An 18,539-nucleotide genomic window follows, 5' to 3' on the forward strand; every position below is an offset into this window, starting at 1 on the left:
CGCAAACGACCCATCCAGCGCTTCAAGCGCGGCGTTCACCAGATCACGCATCACCCGAAGCGGATGATTGGCCGGAACTCGGCGCGGACGAAATCCTGCACGATCGAGGCGAGCGCGGAGATGCCGACGCCGAGGCCGACGGAGCCGGTCGAGAAATCGACGTCGTCGATATCCTTGGTCCGGCTCGGATAGCTCTGCGCGCCGCCAAACCCACGGAAGTTCATGAGCTTCTCGCGCGTCTGCCGGCCCATCAGATATTGCATCGCATGAAAAACCGGCGACGCATGCGGCTTGACAGCGACGCGATCTTCCGGCCGGAGCGCCGAGAAATAGAGCGCGGTCATGATCGATACGACCGAGGCCGAACTCGCCTGGTGCCCGCCGGTCTTGATGCCGTCGGCCTTCGGCCGAATGTGGTTCGCGTGATGGATCATCCAGTGGGAGAGCCAGAGCAGGCGCTTTTCAATGATCTTGAGATGGCTGGTGTCGGTCATCGCCGTGTTCCGAAGGAGAAGGACGAAAGGGGACAGAATTCGGCCAAGGACTCAGCCGTCCTTGTAGTAGTAGCTGTAGCCGTTCAGCGCCGGCGCGCCGCCGAGATGGGCGTAGAGAACCCGAGACCCCTCCGGGAAGAAGCCCTTGCGCATCAGGTCGATCAGTCCCTGCATGGATTTGCCCTCGTAGACCGGATCGGTGATCATCGCCTCGGTGCGGGCCGCGAGCCGGATTGCCGCATTGGTTTCCTCCGACGGGACGCCATAGGCGGGATAGGCATAATCGGGATTGATGACGATCTCGTTCTCGCGGATCGCTCGGTGGAGGCCAACCAGTTCGGCGGTGGAATCGACGATGTTGCGCACCTGCGCGCGGGTCTGCTCGAGCGTCCCCGATGCATCGATGCCGATCACCTGCTCGGCCCGATCCTGTGCCGCGAAGCCCACGATCATGCCACCCTGGGTCGATCCGGTGACGACGCAGACGATGATATAGTCGAAGGTGAAGCCGAGCTCTTTCTCCTGTGCCGCGACTTCCTCTGCAAAGCCGACGTAGCCGAGTGCGCCGTATTTGTGTACCGAGGCTCCGGCTGGGATCGGATAGGGTTTGCCGCCGGTATCCTTCACCGACTGGATCGCATCCTCCCAGCTTTTGCGGACGCCAATGTCGAAGCCGTCGTCAACCAATCGGCTGTCCGCTCCCATCAGCCGCGTCATCAGGATATTGCCGACGCGATCATAGACCGCATCGTAATGCGGCACCCACTTCTCCTGGATGACAACGCATTTCATACCGATCTTGGCGGCGGTGGCAGCAACCATGCGGGTATGGTTTGATTGCACGCCGCCGATCGACACCAGCGTATCGGCGCCGGAGGCGATCGCATCCGGCACGATATATTCGAGCTTCCTGAGCTTGTTACCGCCCATGGCGAGGCCGGAATTGCAGTCCTCCCGCTTGGCGTAGATCTGCACCTTGCCGCCGAGAGCCGCCGTCAGCCGCGGCAGATGCTCGATCGGCGTCGGGCCAAAAGTGAGTGGGTAACGTTCGAACTTCTCAAGCAGTGACATCGATCAAGGCCTCCATGCCGATTTTCGAGGCCGGAGAATAGGAGAAAATACGTGAAAGGTGTTCTCTGAATTTGTTGCCGAATTTCTCTTATTGCCTTAGATTCTCGACACGACGAAGATAATCTTCAATAAATTGGTGAGACAATGAAAGAAACTTCCACAGCAGATTTTGACAAGATCGACCTCAAGATCCTGCGCGCCTTACAATCCGACGGCCGGCTGACAAATGCCGATCTGGCGCAGCGCGTGAATGTCAGTGCCGCGACCTGCCACAGGCGGACGCAACGGCTGTTCGACGAGGGCTACATCACCGGCGTGCGGGCCGAGGTCGCGCCCGCAGCAGTCGGGCTTGGCGCGTTGGTCATGGTTGGCGTGGTGCTCGATCGCTCTACGCCGGAGAGTTTCGCGGCATTTGAGGGCGCCGCGATGGAGTTGAAAGAAGTTCTGGATTGCAACCTGGTCGCCGGCGATTTCGACTATCTCCTGAAAATCCGCGTTCGCGACATGGCGGATTTCAACAAGTTGCATGGCGAGAAGCTGATCGCGCTGCCGGGCGTCCGGCAGACGCGAACCTTCTTCGTGATGAAGGAAGTCAAGGAAAGCGCGCGGTTGCCGTTCTGAACGATTAACGATAGGTGCGGTGTTGCTGATCCTTGCCGATCACGTTTCCGGCTCCCATGCTGAATATCGCTGAATTTTTCGGCCTGTTCGGGCTGACATTCGGGACTGGGCTGGCATTGAATCGAGTTCTCGCGCACGCGACTGACGATCATTCCGGGTTATTTGCACGACAATCTCGCTCCAGGGACCGGAGATGGCGAGAGTGATCAAGACGTTCCTCACGCGCCCCCTCGCAAACGACACAGTTCGGACCCAAACAGCCCGCCGAGATCGCCGCTTTCGTGCAGTCGATTGAGCATCCCTCGCCCTGAATCGAATCGAATCGCGGACCCTAGAAGTTCACCGGCTATGAACTGATGCGGGCATCACATCGTCGGGAATTGGGCACACATAGGCTTTTCCGCTGGTCTTTTCCTGCCATTCGGCTCTCGCCGCTGCCAGGAGGTCGGATGACGACATCAACGCGAGGCCCGTGGCCGCAAGCGCCTTGGCCGCATGCGCCATGGCCTTATGCGCGGCCGGGCTTTTTCCCTGTGCAACGACCTGCCAGGTATGGGGATTGGTGCCGATCGTCCAGGCTGGCGTCCAGCATTGCGCGGTCGGCGTCACCCAGCTGACATCGCCGACATCGGTTGATCCTGCCCGGAAATGCGATTTTCCTTCGAACTCCCGCAAACCCGTATGCAAGGGCATAGAGCCGTCGAGCTTGCCATTGGAGAACACGTCGCCCCTGATCTGATAAAGGCGGATGCTGCTGCTGATCGCTTCCTGCGTGAAGGTGTCCTGGATCTTTCTGGCGAAGGCAATGTCGGCCTCGTCGAAGGCTATCGGCCCGAGTGCGACCATGTTCTCGTGCATTGCCGTTTCGAGCGTGATGTTGGGAAGCAGGTTCGTCGAGGCCGTGTCGAACACGATCTCCACCTCGGTTTCGGTCATCATGGCTGCGCCGCGCGCAACCTTTTCCACTCGCCCGGCAAGCTCGAGCGCCTGCGGCATATCGGGCGCCCTGAGCAGATAGAGAACCTCGGCTTTGGCCTGTACGACGTTTGCGGCCGTGCCGCCGCTATCCGTGATCGCGTAGTGAACGCGGCAATCCTGCGGCATGTGTTCGCGCAGGAAATTGACACCGACATTCATGAGTTCGACAGCGTCGAGCGCGGAACGGCCGAGATGGGCGCTGTTGGCGGCATGTGCGGCGATGCCCCTGAAGCGATAGTAATATTCGAGAACGGCAAGATTGTTTGTCGAACGGACACCGTTGAACGGAGCTGGATGCCAGGTCAGGGCGGCATCGACGTCATCGAATGCGCCAGCGCGAACCATGAAGGTCTTGCCGGAACCGCCCTCCTCTCCCGGGCAGCCATAATAGCGCAGTGTGCCGGGCAGGTTGTTCTCCTTAATGTGGCGGGCAAGTGCAATCACCGCCATAAGCGATCCGACGCCAAGCAGATTGTGCCCGCAGCCATGGCCGGTCGCCCCCACCGTCACGGGGTGGGGCTCGGCCACGTTTGCCGTTTGGCTCATTCCAGCCAGGGCATCGTATTCACCGAGGAAAGCGATCACCGGTTTCCCGTAGCCGAATTCGCCGATGAAGGCGGTTTCCATGTCCGCGACGCCTCGGCGCACGGCAAAGCCGTTTTCCTCGAGCGTCCTTGCCAGCAGTTGCGACGAACGCCGCTCCTCGAACTTCAGCTCCGCGAAATCCCAGATACTATCGCTGAGAGCACTATAATCCGGCTTCATCTTTTCGATCGTCGCGGCAATCGAGTTGATCGCGTCGAGATTCATGGGCATTTCCTCGCTGTTCCCCCTGCCGCCGCAGGGACGAGTGGTACCGAACCCGGCAGGTCTGCCTGTCGGATCTCATGTCGGTTGTCGAAGCGGAATGGCCGCGCCCGAGGCGATCGGGCCGCGCGGCAACTCAGGCTCAATCGTCGAGCGAGACTTCCCAAAGGCGGGTATTCGATTGCCAGACGGGCTGGCCCTTCAGTTCCTTGGTGGCGCCCCAGACATCGACCGCGTCATAGAGGAAGATGCCCGGCATTTCCTTGAGCATCATCGTATGAAACTCATCGAAGATCGCCTGACGCTTCGTCCGGTCGGACTCCGCATAGGCGGCCTTCATCAACTCGACAGCTTTCGGATCGTCCCACATCAAGGAAGCGTTCTTGTCCTTGCTGCCGACATAGAAGCCGTACATCAAAGCCGGATCGAGCCGCGGCGCGACCGATTGCGAGATGACCTGATAGTTGCCGGACCGGCGGCGATCCACCTGCGTCGCATAGTCGAGCACCTCGATCTGCACATTGAGGCCCACCTGCTGCATCATGGCCTGCGCCATCACCGCGGCCGGGAAGCTTGGCACGTTGCTGCGCTTGTTGGCGATGATCGTAATCGGCTCGCCCTTGTAGCCAGCTTCCGTCAGCTCTTTCTTCGCGGCTTCGACGTCGTAGGGAAGACGCTCCTTCTGGACGGCGTCGAAATAGAGCGAGTCTTGCGAAATCATCGAACCATTCGCCGTGCCGGTGCCGTTTGATGCCGCCTCGACGAGCTGATCGAGATCGAGAGCCATCGCCATTGCGCGGCGAACGCCGGGCTTGCCGAGGACCGGATCGCGGGTCTGAATGTAGAACAGGTTCTTGCCGTTGTTGCGCGCCACGATCAATTGCAGGGTATCGCTTGCCTTGAATTCAGGAATGAGATCCGGTGAAATCTCCGCCGCATCGAGCACGCCCGACTGCAGGCCGGCCTTGACCGTCGACGCATCGGGAATAACCATGAATTTGATGCCGTCCACGAGCGGGCGCTTGGAGCCGACCATGCCGTCGGTTTTACCGTCGTTTTGAGGCGAGACATAGTCGTCGAACTTGGCGAGGTGGATGTATTCGCCCTTCTTCCATTCGTCCCATTTGAACGGGCCGGTGCCAATCGGCTTGATGAAGCTTCCGTCTGCGCCGACCGATTCCGGGGAGATCATGCCCGTGTAACCGCATTCGGGGCGCGACATCAGGCCGAGGAAAACTGCGGACGGCTTTTCCAACGTTATGATGACGGTCGAAGCGTCGGCTACCTTGACCTCCGTGATATGCACGTTGCGGCTGCCATCGAAATCCGCAAGGCAGGTCCATTTCGTTTCGGGCTTGAGATAGCGGTTCCAGTTCCACACGACGTCATCGGCGGTCATTTTCTTGCCGTTGTGGAATTTCACGTCGTCGCGCAGTTTGAAGCTGTAGGTCAGCCCATCTGCCGAGACTTCGAAGCTCTTTGCCAGCAGCGGCTTGACCTCGCCATTGTTGGCGTAGCCGACGAGCCCTTCGACGATGTGCAGAATGACGCCATCGGTATTGCCGTCGCGATTGACGCCCGGATTGTTGCTGCGCAGATCCGAGCTTTGAGCCACGACGATGTCGCGGGCGTTCGCCACACCGGTCATCGCCATCAACATGGTGCCTGCAAGAAGAAGCTTATGCATTGTTCTACCCTCTTTTATGTATTGTTAGGATTGGAGTTCATCCCAGCAGGCACGCGAAAGCCTGCCGATGGTTTCGAGCGCGACTGTGTAGCCGGGGGTTCCATCCGGCATCTCCTGCGGCACGCCGTCGGTATAGGCGGCGATGATGTAGAAGGGGGAACCGTCGCGATAGACGATACCCGCATTCATGCGGCCGCGCTTTCCAGTGCCGCCCTTATGAGCGACGACAGCCCCGAACGGCAGTCTCGATGGGATGGCATAGCGCAGGATCTGATTCCTCAGGGTCTGAAGCGCATAGGCGCACAGCGCCTGAGAGCAGCCGAGGCGGTCCGCCGCTTTCTGTGAATTCTGCGCGTCAAGAATGGTCTGCAATAGATAGACCTGATCGCGCGCGGTCGTCGTGGTGACGGCCTTCAACGAATGGTCGGGCGACAGCGCCAAGGGAGGGATCAGGAAACGATGGTTGGTGCCCGTCATGCCGATCGACTTGCAATAACTGTCGACCTCTTCGAGGGTCAGCCTTTCGAAGACCATCTTAGTGCAGACATTATCGCTCAGCACCATCATACCGGTGATGGCATCGCGCAGCGAGATGACGATACCCGGCGTCAGATAGCGGAACATGCCGCTCGCCACTTCCTCGGCGAAACGCTTTTCGTAGGTGATCCGTTCGTCCAGATCCAGGCGGCCGTGATGCGCGGCCTTCAAGGCTGCCATCATGATCGAGGTCTTTCGGGTGCTGGCGGAGGGTGTTTCCTCATCCGCGCCCCTGCCGACCGCTTCGCCGCTTGCCAGTGCGCGTACCATGAAGCGCGTTACGAAGGGCTGCGCATCGCAGATCGCGTTCAAACGCTCCGCGAGCTTTCCGGGTTCAATCACGGTCGTCATGTCAGTTCTCCAGGCGCCATTTTAGGGTCACGCCGCCCTGCGCATTGTGGTCGAGGGCGGGGATGGCCGAGAGAAGCCTTTGCGTATAGGCCTCCTTCGGGCTGTCGAAAACCGTATTGCGGTCGCCCTCTTCGATGATCCGGCCGTCCTGCATGACGACGACGCGATCGGCCACCTGTTCAACGACGCCGAGATCGTGGCTGATGAACAGGCAGGAAAACCCGTAGCGTTTTTGCAAATCGGACAGGAGTTCGAGCACCTGCGCCCGGACCGTCACGTCAAGCGCCGATACCGGCTCGTCGGCGATCAGGAATTTCGGGCGGCGCGCAATGGCACGGGCGATCGCCACGCGCTGGCGCTGGCCGCCCGAAAGCTCATGCGGGTATCGACCGGCATAATCGAACCCAAGGCCGACTTCCTCCAGTGTCTCCAGGGCGCGCTTCCGCTTTGCCGCAGCGTCAAGGTCGGGAAGGAGCCGCAGCGCTTCTTCCACAAGCGCGACTATGGTCATGCGCGGATTGAGCGAGGAATAAGGATCCTGAAACACCATTTGACAGTTCAGCCGATAGTCCATCCAGTCATCGTTGCGGCTGCGTCCGCCGAACCGGATATTGCCTTCGCTCTCCCGGACCAACCCGGCGATGGTGCGGCCGAGCGTGGTCTTGCCAGAACCCGAACCTCCCACCAGAGCAACGACCTCGCCCTCGTGGATATCGATGCTGACGCCATGCAGCGCTCGCTTTGGCGTTGTCTTCTTCATCAGTGACCGGCGACCGCCATAGTCGACGACGATATCGCGCGCCGAGACCATCGGCGCCTTGGTCCTATCGATCGTTCGCGTCGGTCCTCGAAACGGCAGGGAGGAAAGCAATTTCTTTGTATAGGCACGCTGCGGTGCGTCGAGCAGATCCGCGGTTCTCCCTTCTTCGACGATAACGCCCTTTTCCATGACGACGATGCGGTGCGTGTAGCGAGCAACCATCGGCAAATCGTGACTGATCAGCAGCACGGCAGTGCCCTCCGCCTGCGTCAGTTCCACCATCAATTCCATGACATCGCGCTGGATCACGGCATCGAGCGCGGTCGTCGGCTCGTCGGCGATCAAGAGCGCCGGTTTCAAGAGCATGACGGATGCCAGCATGATGCGCTGGCGCATGCCGCCCGAAAACTCATGCGGATAGGAAGTGAGCGCCCCGGCAGGATCGCGGATACCGACCCGGTTCAGCATGGCAAGGATCCGGCCCCGCCGTTCTTCCTGCGAAAGCTTCGTATGAAGCTGCAGTCCCTCCTCGAGCTGGCGACCGATGGTCATCGACGGATTGAGCGAGGTCATCGGTTCCTGGAAGACGACCCCGATTTCTCCTCCACGCAACCGACGCAATTGCGGGACCTTCATCGAGAGCGCGTCACGTCCCTTATAGGCGACCGAGCCGCCAATCACTCTGATGGGCGCCGGCAGTAGCGAGATCAGGGCGCGCGTTGCCAGCGTCTTGCCCGATCCGCTTTCCCCGACGATGCCAAAAATCTCGCCCGCCGCGATGTCAAAGCTGACGTTCTTGACGACCTCGACACCGGTCCTGGCGACCTGGAGCGACAGATTGCGGACGCTCAGAAGTGGTTCATTGGTCATTTCAGCCCCCTCATGCGCGGATCAAGTTTGTCCCGAAGAGCATCGCCCAGAAGATTGATACCGAGGAGCGTCAGGGCGATCGCAAGTCCGGGAAAGAGACCGAGCCAAACTGCCTGCTCGATGAACGGCCGCCCGGCGGCAAGCATGTTGCCCCAGGTCGGCGCCGGTGGCGGAACGCCGAGACCGAGAAAGCTGAGGGCACTTTCCGAAAGGATCGCCCAGCCGAACATCGAGGTCGCAAGCACGGTTATCGGGGCGACGCAGTTGGGAAGGATATGGCGGAACATGGTGTAGAGCTCGCCATTACCCATCACCTTGGAAGCCTCGATGAATTCCCGTTCGCGCAGCGACAGGACGGCGCCGCGAACGACACGAGCCATGGAGGGAGAATAGGCAATGCCCAGCGCGAAGATGATCCCATATTGGTTGGCGCCGAAGACGGCGAGCAATCCAAGCGCCAGAAGGATCCCCGGAAAGGCGAGAAGTGCATTATTGACAGCCATGATGACTGCATCGATCCAACCGCGGGCGTAACCGCTGACGAGGCCGATCAGCGTGCCGCAGACCGTTGCGAAGGTGACGGTCAAGGTGCCGATCCAGACGCTCGCCCGAGCGCCGACAAGCAGGCGGCTAAGAACGTCGCGACCGAATTCGTCGGTTCCGAGCCAGTGGGCGCTGCTCGGTGCTTCCAGCCGCGCCGTGAAGCCGAGCTTCATCGGATCATACGGGCTCCAGAAGAGGCCGAGGGCAGCCGAGAGGAGCAGTGCGGCAATCAGAATGCTGCCGATCAAGCCATTGAACGTGAAGTTTTTCATTCGGCGACAACCCGCGGATCGAACAAGGGATAGAGCAGGTCGACGACCAAATTGACCAGCACATAGGAAAGCGAAACGAACAGGAGACATCCCTGGATGACGGGGTAATCTCGAGCAAAAATGCTATCGACCATCAGACGACCGAGACCCGGGATGGTGAAGACCGTCTCGATGACGGCAATGCCGCCGAGCAGATTGCCAAGGATGAGGCCGATGACCGTCCAGGTCGGACCGAAGGCATTCTTGAAGGCGTGCCGCCAAAGGACGGCACTTTCGGATAGACCTTTCGCCCGGGCGTGGGTGATGTAGTCGAGACGCAGGACTTCCAGCGTCGAGGCGCGTGCCATGCGGATTAAGACACCCATCTCGTGAATGACCAGGGTCATAATCGGCAGCACGAGGTAGAGCAGACCACCGGTGAGATTGCTGCCGACCGAAACATAGCCCAGGACAGGCAACCAACTGAGTTTCAGACCAAACCACAGCAGCAAAAGGAGCCCGAGCCAGAATGTAGGGATCGACAGGAGGATTGTGGCCGTACCGACCAGCGCCAGGTCGGTCAGGCTGTTCTGCCGCCAGGCGGCGATGACGCCGGCCGGCACGGCGATGAGGCTCGCCAGAAGGACGGCGACGACGACGATTTCGGCGCTAACCAGGAAGCGCGACACGACGAGCGGCAGAACCGCCTCGTCATTGACGATAGAGCGGCCGAAATCACCCTGCACGACATTACCGGTCCAGATGAGGAACTGTTCCGGGAGCGATTTGTCGAGGCCCAGTTCGGAGTGCATCGCCGCGATCTGATCTGGCTGCGCCATGTCACCCAGCATGAGGGCCGCCGGATCGCCGGGTATGAAGCGGATCAGCGCGAAAACCGTCACCGAAACGAGCACGATCGTCGGCAATGCCATCAAAAGGCGGTTCAGAACGAATTTCAGCATTTTTGTTCCCCGCGAGTGGCAACGGACAGTACCCGGTGCCATCGGTTTCGTTGCGCAGACTATGATCGAATGAAGAAATATCCGCAATATTATGCAGTTTTGTCATAAGTCTATGCGGAATAACGCAGCAACCAAAGCGAGCGTGATTAAACCAAGAATCAGGCTAGTAAGCTGTTCTTAAAAACATTTCTGGGAAAGCTGAATCTGCCGCTTCAAGGCGTCGCTGAGCGCATGGGCGGCTATCGAGAGCGGAGTACCAATCGCCCTCGCCAATCCGAATTCCTGTGTCGTGCGCGGCACGAAAGGACGATGAACTACCGGCAGGTGGCGATAGAGATTCGCATAGAAACTGCTGATGATTGTAACGCCGAGGCCATGCGCGACGTAGGAACAGGCGGAACTATTGGTATGCGTCTCGATCTTGACGATCTGCTTGACGCCTGCCCGCTGGAATGTCTGGTCGAGTGCCATGCGGTTCGGCCGTTGGCGGCCAATTAGAATGAGCGGCACGTCCCGCAGATTCTTCACCGTGATTTCCTCCAGCTCCGCAAGCGGATGATCCTTCGGGACGACGCACACGTTTTCTCCGGTCGCGACGCGCTCGACCTCGATACCCGATCCGCTCTCGCCTTCCATGCGCAGAAAGCCGAAATCAATCACCCTCTGCTCGACCAGCTTGTTGATGGCGGTCGTCGTCTCGAAAAAGGTTTCGATCCGTACGCCGGGAAAATCGCGGATATAGTCGGCCAGCATTGCCGGCGCGAAATGCTCCCACATGCTGCTCGGCAGGCCGACGCGGACAATCTCCGGGCCGGCGGCACCGCTTCTCAGGTCCTCCGCGTGGCTCGACATGCGATCGACCGCCAGCAGTATGTTCTCGGCATGGCGAGCAAGAAGCAAGGCCTCGGGGGTTGGGACGAGACGGCCTTTGTCGCGCACGAAAAGCGACATCGAAAGATCCGCCTCGAGCTGCTGGAGCAGGCGGCTGACGCCGGACTGGCTGAGACCCATCGCCTTCGCAGTGGCAATCGTCGACCCCGTCGCCAGAAGTGTGCGCAGGACTTCCAGTTGCTTGATATTCATGCGCTTGCGGTCCCCCGGAACGGCACGAGCAGCGTCGTCATGCCCAGTCCGAAATGCTTTGAAGAAAAAGGCTGACGGCCCTGGGCAGCGGAGATTTCTCTCCGCTGATCAGAGCATAGGCAACCGGCAGCTCCGGTTCGAGCGGAATGAATCGCAGCGGGGGCGTGGCATATTCACGAGCGATGATCTCGCCGACCAGCGCAATGCCCAGCCCCTGCGCCGCAAGCGCACAGGCGCTCGCGACCGAATGCGCCTCGAGCAAGGGGCGTTGGCGGATGCCGGCCTTGTAGAACAAGGCCTCAAGCTCGTGGCGAACCGGTCGCTCCCTGTTCAGCATGATCAGATCCTGACCCTTCAGATCCCCGACCGACAATAGCTCGCTCCCCGCCTTGGGATGATCTTTATGCAGGGCGCAAATGATCCGCGACGACAGGACCTTCTCCTGTTTCAATCCCGGGCTCATCAATGGTAGACGCGCGAAACCGAGATCAGCCTCGCCGTCGGCCACCATCCGTTCTATGGCTAGATAACTGCCGGATGCGACTTCGACGCGCATCGGACCGTTCGCTGCGAGAAAGTTTTTCACCAGCTTCGGAATGCGCGTGGATGAAAGACTGGCAGGAAAGGCTAGCCGCAGCATGATCTCGCGCGATCGGCCGCTCTCGAGTTCCATCGCCGCGGTTTTCAAGGCGCGTAGCCGGTCGGAAATGGCACGGATTTCCGGGCCGAGCTGTAGCCCTTCACGGGTCGGTTGAAGCCTGTTCTTTTCCCGTTCGAAAAGCCGGACGCCGAGATAGTCCTCCAATTGCTGCAACAGCCGACTGGCATTAGATTGCGATATCCCGAGTTCGGCAGCGGCGGCGATCGTCGATCCGGTTGCGGCGATGGCGTCATAGGCCTCGATATGTTTCAAGCTGATCGCCGCACTGCTGTCGCGTGCCATTCCATCCCCGATATCGATAGTCCTATCCGCAAACCGCATAAGATTGCGAGCTTGCAGAAAGTTGAACATTTTCCGCGAAGAAACCAAACTCACGGAAGGACTTTCGTCAATGGCCACCATTCTCCGGAAGATCGCAGAACAGCTCCTGTCTCGAACGACGTTCTCAAACCTTGCCATGGACCGGGCAAGGGATGCTGCAGTGGACACCATCGGCTGCATGATCGCCGGCAGGAACGATGAAAGCGTCGCCGCACTCACTCGCGCCTTCGGCGCGGAAATCGCCCAAGGCGGTGAAGCGCGCCTCGTCACCGGCGGCTCCGCCTCGTCGTCGCTTGCCGCGCTCATCAACGCAACGGCGGCTCATGCACTTGATTTCGATGACAATTTCCATCCGGCGAGGGCGCACGCTTCCGCAGTGCTGGTCCCGGCGCTGCTGGCGGTTCTGACGAGCGGCAAGGTCACGAGCGGAAGACGATTTCTCGAGGCCTATCTGGCGGGGCTGGAAGCGCAGGCAGCGGTCGGTTTTGGCGTCAACCCCTCTCACTACAACAGGGGCTGGCACGCGACTGCGACGGTCGGGAGCATCGGGGCCGCGGCTGGCGTGGCACGGCTTCTAGGCGCCGACGAAGAGCGCATGGCTGCCGCCATGAGCCTCGCGACGAGCTTCGCCTGCGGCCCGAAAGGGCAATTCGGTACCACCGCCAAGCCGCTGCACGCGGGGATCGCCGCGCGCAATGCCGTGGATGCGGCGCGTATGGCCTTTGCGGGCATGAGCGGGAGACCGGATATTCTCGAGCGACCGCAAGGCTTCCTCGATCTTTTCGGGGGTGATGAGGCCAGCGGCTGGGAAGGTCTGACATTCGAGGAGAAGCATATCATCGAGAGCCGGGGAACGGTGACCAAGCGCCATCCCTGCTGCGCCTCGACCCACCGCGCGATTGACGCACTTCTGGATCTGAAGCAGGAGCATGAGCTTGCGGCAGATGACATTGCCCTGATCGAGACCAAAGTCGGCCTATCGGCTGCCCGCAACCTCGCCTATCCCGACCCCACGGACGAGATGCAGGCCCGCTTCTCGATGCAATATTGCCTCGCCACAGCTTTCATCAAAGGCTCCCTTAGCCTTTCGGATTTTACGCGACAGGAGATCGAGCGGCCGGAAATCCGGGAATTTATGCCACGCATCGAAATGCAGTCCTATTCGGCCGAAGAGGAGAGAGGCGTGGAGCGCCTCCCGCATATCGTCATGGTCACGATGCGCGACGGCCGCATTTACAGGAAGTCCCGCCTGCACGCGAAGGGATCGCTCGAAGCACCGATGAGTTATCACGAACGCAAAGCTAAGTTCACGGATTGCTTACGCTGGGCAGATCGGCCCAGTTCCGAAGCCTCTTTCCAACGGCTTTGCGCCCTGGCAGATTCTGAAACCCTGTCTTGTGACAACGCATTCTGGAACTTGATCTCAGATGGCCGCTGATCCTGAAAAAGGATTAACGTCGAACCCCTGATATCATCAGGCCTCCTGTGTCTGACGTGCGAGGGTTGCATGCGTGAAAGCTTTGCTTCGTCGTATACGTATTATGAATTCACCACGTTTCCATTGCGATGAGGCACCTATCTGTGTCTCGGCTCGAAAGAAATTTCCGTCACACGAAACCGCCCATCGATGCGTCTGCATTGCACGACAACGTCAATCGCGACCTTCAGAAGATCTCGAATATCATCCCGCTCCAGATCCCGACCGCCTTCCGATTCTTTCACGAGGAGGGTCAATTGCTCAAACGCCAGCTCCGCCGAGTCCGCATGCACAGTCGTGATCGAGCCCGGATGCCCGGAATTGACATTGCGGACGTAATAAAAAGCCGTCCCGTCGCGCAGTTCCTGTAGTAGGATTCGATCGGGACGCATACGCAGGCAGGATTCTAGGAGTTCCTTCGCGCCGACCTTGGCGCGCCCCTGCCCTCCCTTGGAATAGAGCAGCCGCACATGATTCGATTGCGGGATGACGAGCTCCGGCGTGTCTTCGATCGAAATGATCCGCTCACGATCCGGAATATGGCGAATGAGCGCTTTGGAGAGGGTGGTCTTGCCCGAACCCGTCGCCCCGGAAATTATGATGTTTTTGCGCGCCAGCACCGCCTCGCGCAGAAAGTCCGCATAGGCGCCCTTTCGATGCAGATCGATAAGTCTACAGTCCGCTGCGCCGATCCCATCGCTGGCGGGCGTCGCGTCAGCGAATAGCCCACCCTTCTCCAGGTCCTCCAGACTCAGCGTCACCGACGAGGGTTTTCGGATGGTGACGCTGACCATGTTCCTGGTCGTGGCAGGTGGGATGACGATTTGCACCCGTTCGTCCCCAGGCAGCGTTGCCGACAGGATCGGTCGGGTTTCATCGATGGATTGATGGGAAAAGCTGGCCACGGCCCGGGCAAGGCGTATCAGCTTTTCGAAGGTAAGCTCCGGCAGATCATGGGTACGCCAACCGCCGGCGCCTTCCGTCAGCACCTGCCCGGGCCGATTGACGATCACTTCGTAGAGCGACGGGTCATCGAGGAACGGCGCGAACGGCGAGAGCAGTTCACGAACGACCGTCGCGTCGGAACCTTCGGTCATCGCCCTTACCCTATTTCGTCACGAGCGTCGCTTGTGGGCGGAAATCCCCCAACACCGCCCGGTCCAGGACCTTGTTTCTCGGTTCGGTCACCCGCAATCCATAAACACCGGAAAAGTCGAGATCGCGGGCCACGAAGATCGAGACGAGTTCGCCCTGGTGCTTCGAGAGTGTCGGCGGAATATTGATCGATTGTTCGACTGCGATCGCTGCGGCCTGCTGACCGGCGCGTGTGGTGTTCTCAGCGTCAACGTCGCTGTTCTGCAGGCGGCTGCTGGCATAGCTTGTAGCGTCGCCGACGATGGAAAGGAGAAGCGCACTTCCGAACCGCTCCCACCAGTGGGTATCGACATAGCCGTCGACGCCCGCCCGGCCGAGCGCATCTGTCGCCGGCGAGGCCAATATGACGATGACGCCATTCGGAGTTTTCGCACGGTTCCAGAGCACGAAGAGCCGTTTTTGTCCACGCTGGATCCCGCCGCGGTATTCGCCGACCACTTGCGTGCCTTTCTCCATCAGCACGACCCGGCCATTGTCCGAGAGGACGTCACGGTTGATCACGCAGCTTGTGAAGCCGGGCTGATCGGATGCCATGGCAGTCTCCAGGACACAGGGTATCGAGGTTCCCATCGCAACGATGAAATTCCGATTGCCGAGCGTGCCGGCGCGCGAGCCCTCAAGCTTCGTCGGCCTGAGCAGCCCGTCGAACCGCTGTTCGTCGGCGTCGGCCGTATTCTGACCCATCATGTTTCCAGCGAGCGGCAGGAAATTGCTGTCCGTCGAGATGGCAGAATTTTGGGTGTCACGGCGCGACCTCGCGTTTCTCGCTTCGCCGCTGTAGGCCATGACGGGCGCCCGGCGCGCCGAGTCGAGCAGCGGATCTTCCGCCTTCACCTCTTCTGTGACGACGGGCGTCGGCAGCTTCACTTCCGGTAGCGGCTGCACCGGTTCCACTTTCTCCTTGGGCGGTTCGAAGTTCGTCGTCTGTCGGATGACGACCCGCTCCGGCTGGGGATTTTCCTGTCGTTTGCCTTCCCCGCTCATCGACCACAGGGCGAAGGCGACAAAGGCAACGACGGCCAGCGCCACCGCGCCGCGCTTCAGGACGGGATTGTTGTCGACTTTCCTGCCGGGAACCGTTTCGGCCCGCTCGCCGGGAACCCGGCTTTCGTCTTCCTGAATCATGACAACTCCCTACTGTGCCGTGACTTCGGTCTTCACGACACGCTCTACCAACGGCGAGGTCGTGTCGGTATCAGGATTGATGCCGAAGCGGTCGTAGGCTTCGTTGAAGACGCAGAGCACGTCCCCACCGCTCCGCAGAATGAACTTTCGACTGATCGCGTGGACGAGGACAAGGTTGCCGTCGACGGACTTCGGAACCAGGCTCTCGCTGCCGTCCGAGTTCTCGATGTAGATGGCTGGCATTTCCTGGTTGCCAATGAAGGCAAAGGTCGTGACCTTGCCATTGTCGTAGACCGATTGCGGCTCCAGCGCCTGCGCCCCTTGCGCCGAATAGCGCCAGTTCCGCGGTCCATAGGCCTCATGAATGGCCAGCACGCTGTCGGCTTCCTTCGCCTGGGCAGCGAGCGCGCGCGCCGCCGCGGCATGGCGCTGACGCTCGGCCTCATCGGCCGGATAGCGATACTTGACGTAAAAGTAGGTGTTCTGGCCCGCCTCCACGTTGCCATCCCGTACGGTCAGTTCCATCTGGTAGCTTCGGGTAGAACCATCGCGCCGGGTGGTCACGACGGAGATGTTGGTGACCGGCTGAATCTCCCGCGGTTTGAGAAACAGGATGTTGCCGGCGGGCGCCACCTCCCAGGCAACGCTGTTGCCGAGCGCGACATGCGCGATCTCCTCGTCAGCAGCGAACTCCACCTGTACCGAGGAGCGCAGCGAGCCGATGATGCGGGTGATGTTGTAGGGCTGGTAGTCGACGAAACGCACACGGCTGTCCTGCGATGCGCCGCGCGGAATTTCGAGGGCAAGCGCCATGGAGGCGGTGGCCGCAAGGAGGAGGGTGGCGATGAAGACAGTCCGCATCAGTTGATGGCCTCCGGATCGGCCCGGTATTCGCTGACCGCAAAACCGAGAGGGTTCACCAGCCGATCCGTCGACGACATCGGTGCGTTCACATAGGAGAAGGTGAGCGTCGCAACCCAATGGGTTGTCCGGACGTCTTCCCCGCGGGTGACCGTGCGCATGTACCGAACGGAGACGACATGCGGATTGATCAGCGAGATCGAGGCGACGCTGATGCGCGCGGTGGCATTCCGCCCATAGGTGTTCTGCGGCGACTCCGGATTGCTGCCGCGAAAGGTGGCCGAAAACCGGGCCTGCTCCGGCTGGGTGGACAGAAGCGCGACGGTGCGGAAATTCTCCTCCGCCTCGCTCCAGACATAGCCTTCCCGGGCACGGACGTATTTCGCGGCGAAATATTTGGTCACAGCCTCATCATAGGTGCCGGCCGTTGAGGTCAACGCCGAGACGACATCGACGATGCCCGTCGACTTGTCGACCCGCACGACGAACGGCTCCACCGTCTTCAGCGGGGTGAGGCCGGCGACGGCGAATATCGAAGCGCCCGCAAGAATGCCGCCTATGATGGCAACGGACCAGGCGATGCGCATCGAGCGTTCAACCTGGATCATGCGATCCTGATCGAAACGCCGCGCTTTCTCGAAATATGACTTGAGTTCGTCCCCGGAGACCATGGCGTCAACCCTTGCAAGAACGATAGGATGCATCGATGTCGAGATGGGCAAAGGCGGGAGGTTCCCTGCCCTCTTCGAAGTAAGCCATGGCGACCGACTGAGACGCTGCCGGCCGCGCATCGGCCTGTTTCTGGTTGAGGTTGCTATTGTCTTCCCAATGCCACATCGAGCGATTGAGAGGACGGCGCGAATAGCCGTCGCATTTCGGGAGAGGATAGGTCAGTGAAGCGCAACCGCTTAAGGCGGCGGCCATGCAAAGCAGCGGAATTGTTCTGATCATTCCGGGAGAGCCTTTTTTCTTGTTCGTGCGAAAAGCGTCATGATCCGGAGCCTTTCGAGCTGAAGGTTCGACCAACGGCGCGGACACCGCGTCCGGCCGCACGGACGGTATGGGATGCTGCCCAAGCGAGCGTGCTTTCGTGGGCGTCGCGTGCGGCGCCGTAGCCGTAGGTCAACGACGCCCCGCCGACGGCGAGCGCCGACGCGATGCCCGGAAGCTGGTAGAAGACATAGAGGGCGGCGAGGCAGATGGCGCAAAGCGCGATCGGCCGCATCAGCACGTCGCTGTATCCCTCGATCGCCGTGAAGGTTGTGTCGATGCAGGTTATCAGCAGCGAGCCGACGGCGACGACGAGAACCTGGAGGATTACGAAGTTCGCAAGCTGCCCGATCCAGGCCTCGGTGAAACGCCGCGTCGACTGGAACATGGCGAGCGCCACGAAGATCGGACCGATCGCGAGCACGATTGCCAACGCCAGCCTGGCATAGAGCGAGACGATGTAGCCTATGGCGGCGACAATGAAGCTTGCGCCGATCACGAGCATGCCGCTGGTGCCGCTGACGATGTCAATAGGCCAGGAGGCGCGCGCCCAGATCTCTTTGGCACACTGTTGCCCCTTGTCGAGCAGGCTGTCGAAGGTCGAGGCGCTCGGCGCCCTGCCGGTGTTCAGCGCCTGCGAGATTTCGCGTGGAAGCACGTCGAAGAAGATGTTGGTGACATAGGTCTGATATTCGCTGGCGTTCTCTACCAGCATCACGATCATGGCGAGCTTGATCGCGTGGAAGGCGAAATCGAGCATCGGTTCCTGAACCGAGCCGCGAAGAACGAGATAGCCATAGAGGACCACGTAAAGGGTGACCGCCGCCGTCAGGGGCCCCGAGGCCCACTCGGCAATGTTCGACGTTCCCGAGGAGATGAAGTTCTCGAGTGGTGCCTTGAACTGCCCGTCGATAAAGGCGAAGACTTGATACAC

Annotated in this window: 17 protein-coding genes and 1 pseudogene; 2 read left to right on the forward strand and 16 right to left on the reverse strand. The window is 60.3% G+C overall.

The annotated features are described in order from the left end of the window. Positions 1 to 77: 77 nt before the first annotated feature. Positions 78 to 494 (reverse strand): annotated as a pseudogene (locus tag ATB98_RS23995) (transketolase); the annotation flags it as partial. 51 nt (positions 495 to 545) lie between these two features. Further along, positions 546 to 1,565, reverse strand: a complete 1,020-nt coding sequence (locus tag ATB98_RS24000) for a 1-aminocyclopropane-1-carboxylate deaminase (protein ID WP_066878257.1) — start codon at positions 1,563 to 1,565, stop codon at positions 546 to 548. A gap of 144 nt (positions 1,566 to 1,709) precedes the next feature. On the opposite strand from ATB98_RS24000, the gene ATB98_RS24005 reads away from it, so the two are divergent. Further along, positions 1,710 to 2,186 carry an Lrp/AsnC family transcriptional regulator gene (locus tag ATB98_RS24005; RefSeq protein ID WP_066878259.1) on the forward strand — a complete coding sequence of 159 codons (477 nt, stop codon included), beginning with the start codon at positions 1,710 to 1,712 and terminating at the stop codon, positions 2,184 to 2,186. Between the two features lie 339 nt (positions 2,187 to 2,525). Here ATB98_RS24005 and ATB98_RS24010 read toward each other — a convergent pair whose 3' ends face one another. From ATB98_RS24010 to ATB98_RS24045, 8 genes are all read right to left on the reverse strand, one after another. Then, positions 2,526 to 3,974, reverse strand: a complete 1,449-nt coding sequence (locus tag ATB98_RS24010; RefSeq protein WP_066878261.1) for a M20 family metallopeptidase — start codon at positions 3,972 to 3,974, stop codon at positions 2,526 to 2,528. 139 nt (positions 3,975 to 4,113) lie between these two features. Next, positions 4,114 to 5,658 carry an ABC transporter substrate-binding protein gene (locus tag ATB98_RS24015; RefSeq protein WP_066878263.1) on the reverse strand — a complete coding sequence of 515 codons (1,545 nt, stop codon included), beginning with the start codon at positions 5,656 to 5,658 and terminating at the stop codon, positions 4,114 to 4,116. Positions 5,659 to 5,682: 24 nt separating this feature from the next. Continuing rightward, positions 5,683 to 6,546, reverse strand: a complete 864-nt coding sequence (locus ATB98_RS24020; RefSeq protein WP_066878265.1) for a serine hydrolase — start codon at positions 6,544 to 6,546, stop codon at positions 5,683 to 5,685. A gap of 1 nt (position 6,547) precedes the next feature. Then, positions 6,548 to 8,176, reverse strand: coding sequence for an ABC transporter ATP-binding protein (locus tag ATB98_RS24025; RefSeq protein WP_066878267.1), 1,629 nt, complete (start codon positions 8,174 to 8,176; stop codon positions 6,548 to 6,550). Beyond that, the gene (locus ATB98_RS24030; RefSeq protein WP_066878269.1) at positions 8,173 to 8,991 is read right to left on the reverse strand and encodes an ABC transporter permease; all 819 of its coding nucleotides are present in this window, start codon (positions 8,989 to 8,991) and stop codon (positions 8,173 to 8,175) included. Before ATB98_RS24030 ends, ATB98_RS24025 begins: the two co-directional genes overlap by 4 nt. After that, positions 8,988 to 9,932 carry an ABC transporter permease gene (locus tag ATB98_RS24035; protein ID WP_066878271.1) on the reverse strand — a complete coding sequence of 315 codons (945 nt, stop codon included), beginning with the start codon at positions 9,930 to 9,932 and terminating at the stop codon, positions 8,988 to 8,990. The genes ATB98_RS24030 and ATB98_RS24035 overlap by 4 nt, the downstream gene beginning before the upstream one ends. A gap of 177 nt (positions 9,933 to 10,109) precedes the next feature. Next, the gene (locus tag ATB98_RS24040) at positions 10,110 to 11,015 is read right to left on the reverse strand and encodes a LysR family transcriptional regulator (RefSeq protein WP_066878273.1); all 906 of its coding nucleotides are present in this window, start codon (positions 11,013 to 11,015) and stop codon (positions 10,110 to 10,112) included. Between the two features lie 37 nt (positions 11,016 to 11,052). Beyond that, on the reverse strand, positions 11,053 to 12,027 hold the full coding sequence (locus ATB98_RS24045) for a LysR family transcriptional regulator (protein WP_174551916.1): 975 nt from the start codon (positions 12,025 to 12,027) through the stop codon (positions 11,053 to 11,055). A gap of 40 nt (positions 12,028 to 12,067) precedes the next feature. Here ATB98_RS24045 and ATB98_RS24050 point away from each other — a divergent pair, with 40 nt between their 5' ends. Beyond that, positions 12,068 to 13,435 (forward strand): MmgE/PrpD family protein, encoded by a 1,368-nt coding sequence (locus ATB98_RS24050; RefSeq protein ID WP_066878277.1) that lies wholly within the window; start codon positions 12,068 to 12,070, stop codon positions 13,433 to 13,435. 137 nt (positions 13,436 to 13,572) lie between these two features. Here ATB98_RS24050 and virB11 read toward each other — a convergent pair whose 3' ends face one another. The 6 genes from virB11 to ATB98_RS24080 are packed head-to-tail and all read right to left on the reverse strand — an operon-like array spanning position 13,573 to position 18,539. Beyond that, positions 13,573 to 14,571: a P-type DNA transfer ATPase VirB11 gene (gene virB11, locus ATB98_RS24055; protein ID WP_066878279.1), complete on the reverse strand. Its 999-nt coding sequence runs from the start codon at positions 14,569 to 14,571 to the stop codon at positions 13,573 to 13,575. A 10-nt stretch (positions 14,572 to 14,581) separates the two neighbouring features. Further along, positions 14,582 to 15,754: a type IV secretion system protein VirB10 gene (gene virB10, locus ATB98_RS24060; RefSeq protein WP_066878281.1), complete on the reverse strand. Its 1,173-nt coding sequence runs from the start codon at positions 15,752 to 15,754 to the stop codon at positions 14,582 to 14,584. A 9-nt stretch (positions 15,755 to 15,763) separates the two neighbouring features. Continuing rightward, on the reverse strand, positions 15,764 to 16,615 hold the full coding sequence (gene virB9, locus ATB98_RS24065; protein WP_066878283.1) for a P-type conjugative transfer protein VirB9: 852 nt from the start codon (positions 16,613 to 16,615) through the stop codon (positions 15,764 to 15,766). Next, positions 16,615 to 17,286, reverse strand: a complete 672-nt coding sequence (locus ATB98_RS24070) for a virB8 family protein (RefSeq protein WP_066878285.1) — start codon at positions 17,284 to 17,286, stop codon at positions 16,615 to 16,617. Before ATB98_RS24070 ends, virB9 begins: the two co-directional genes overlap by 1 nt. A 4-nt stretch (positions 17,287 to 17,290) precedes the next feature. Then, the gene (locus ATB98_RS24075; protein ID WP_066878287.1) at positions 17,291 to 17,566 is read right to left on the reverse strand and encodes a hypothetical protein; all 276 of its coding nucleotides are present in this window, start codon (positions 17,564 to 17,566) and stop codon (positions 17,291 to 17,293) included. Between the two features lie 37 nt (positions 17,567 to 17,603). Continuing rightward, positions 17,604 to 18,539 carry a type IV secretion system protein gene (locus ATB98_RS24080; protein ID WP_066878289.1) on the reverse strand — a complete coding sequence of 312 codons (936 nt, stop codon included), beginning with the start codon at positions 18,537 to 18,539 and terminating at the stop codon, positions 17,604 to 17,606.

Source organism: Sinorhizobium saheli, assembly GCF_001651875.1.
In the GTDB taxonomy this organism is placed as follows: domain Bacteria; phylum Pseudomonadota; class Alphaproteobacteria; order Rhizobiales; family Rhizobiaceae; genus Sinorhizobium; species Sinorhizobium saheli.

Excerpts from the sequence above, each read along its gene's own strand:
- ATB98_RS24000 (WP_066878257.1), bottom strand. The coding sequence starts at position 1,565 with ATGTCACTGCTTGAGAAGTTCGAACGTTACCCACTCACTTTTGGCCCG.
- ATB98_RS24005 (WP_066878259.1), top strand. The coding sequence starts at position 1,710 with ATGAAAGAAACTTCCACAGCAGATTTTGACAAGATCGACCTCAAGATC.
- ATB98_RS24010 (WP_066878261.1), bottom strand. The coding sequence starts at position 3,974 with ATGAATCTCGACGCGATCAACTCGATTGCCGCGACGATCGAAAAGATG.
- ATB98_RS24015 (WP_066878263.1), bottom strand. The coding sequence starts at position 5,658 with ATGCATAAGCTTCTTCTTGCAGGCACCATGTTGATGGCGATGACCGGT.
- ATB98_RS24020 (WP_066878265.1), bottom strand. The coding sequence starts at position 6,546 with ATGACGACCGTGATTGAACCCGGAAAGCTCGCGGAGCGTTTGAACGCG.
- ATB98_RS24025 (WP_066878267.1), bottom strand. The coding sequence starts at position 8,176 with ATGACCAATGAACCACTTCTGAGCGTCCGCAATCTGTCGCTCCAGGTC.
- ATB98_RS24030 (WP_066878269.1), bottom strand. The coding sequence starts at position 8,991 with ATGAAAAACTTCACGTTCAATGGCTTGATCGGCAGCATTCTGATTGCC.
- ATB98_RS24035 (WP_066878271.1), bottom strand. The coding sequence starts at position 9,932 with ATGCTGAAATTCGTTCTGAACCGCCTTTTGATGGCATTGCCGACGATC.
- ATB98_RS24040 (WP_066878273.1), bottom strand. The coding sequence starts at position 11,015 with ATGAATATCAAGCAACTGGAAGTCCTGCGCACACTTCTGGCGACGGGG.
- ATB98_RS24045 (WP_174551916.1), bottom strand. The coding sequence starts at position 12,027 with ATGTTCAACTTTCTGCAAGCTCGCAATCTTATGCGGTTTGCGGATAGG.
- ATB98_RS24050 (WP_066878277.1), top strand. The coding sequence starts at position 12,068 with ATGGCCACCATTCTCCGGAAGATCGCAGAACAGCTCCTGTCTCGAACG.
- virB11 (WP_066878279.1), bottom strand. The coding sequence starts at position 14,571 with ATGACCGAAGGTTCCGACGCGACGGTCGTTCGTGAACTGCTCTCGCCG.
- virB10 (WP_066878281.1), bottom strand. The coding sequence starts at position 15,754 with ATGATTCAGGAAGACGAAAGCCGGGTTCCCGGCGAGCGGGCCGAAACG.
- virB9 (WP_066878283.1), bottom strand. The coding sequence starts at position 16,615 with ATGCGGACTGTCTTCATCGCCACCCTCCTCCTTGCGGCCACCGCCTCC.
- ATB98_RS24070 (WP_066878285.1), bottom strand. The coding sequence starts at position 17,286 with ATGGTCTCCGGGGACGAACTCAAGTCATATTTCGAGAAAGCGCGGCGT.
- ATB98_RS24075 (WP_066878287.1), bottom strand. The coding sequence starts at position 17,566 with ATGATCAGAACAATTCCGCTGCTTTGCATGGCCGCCGCCTTAAGCGGT.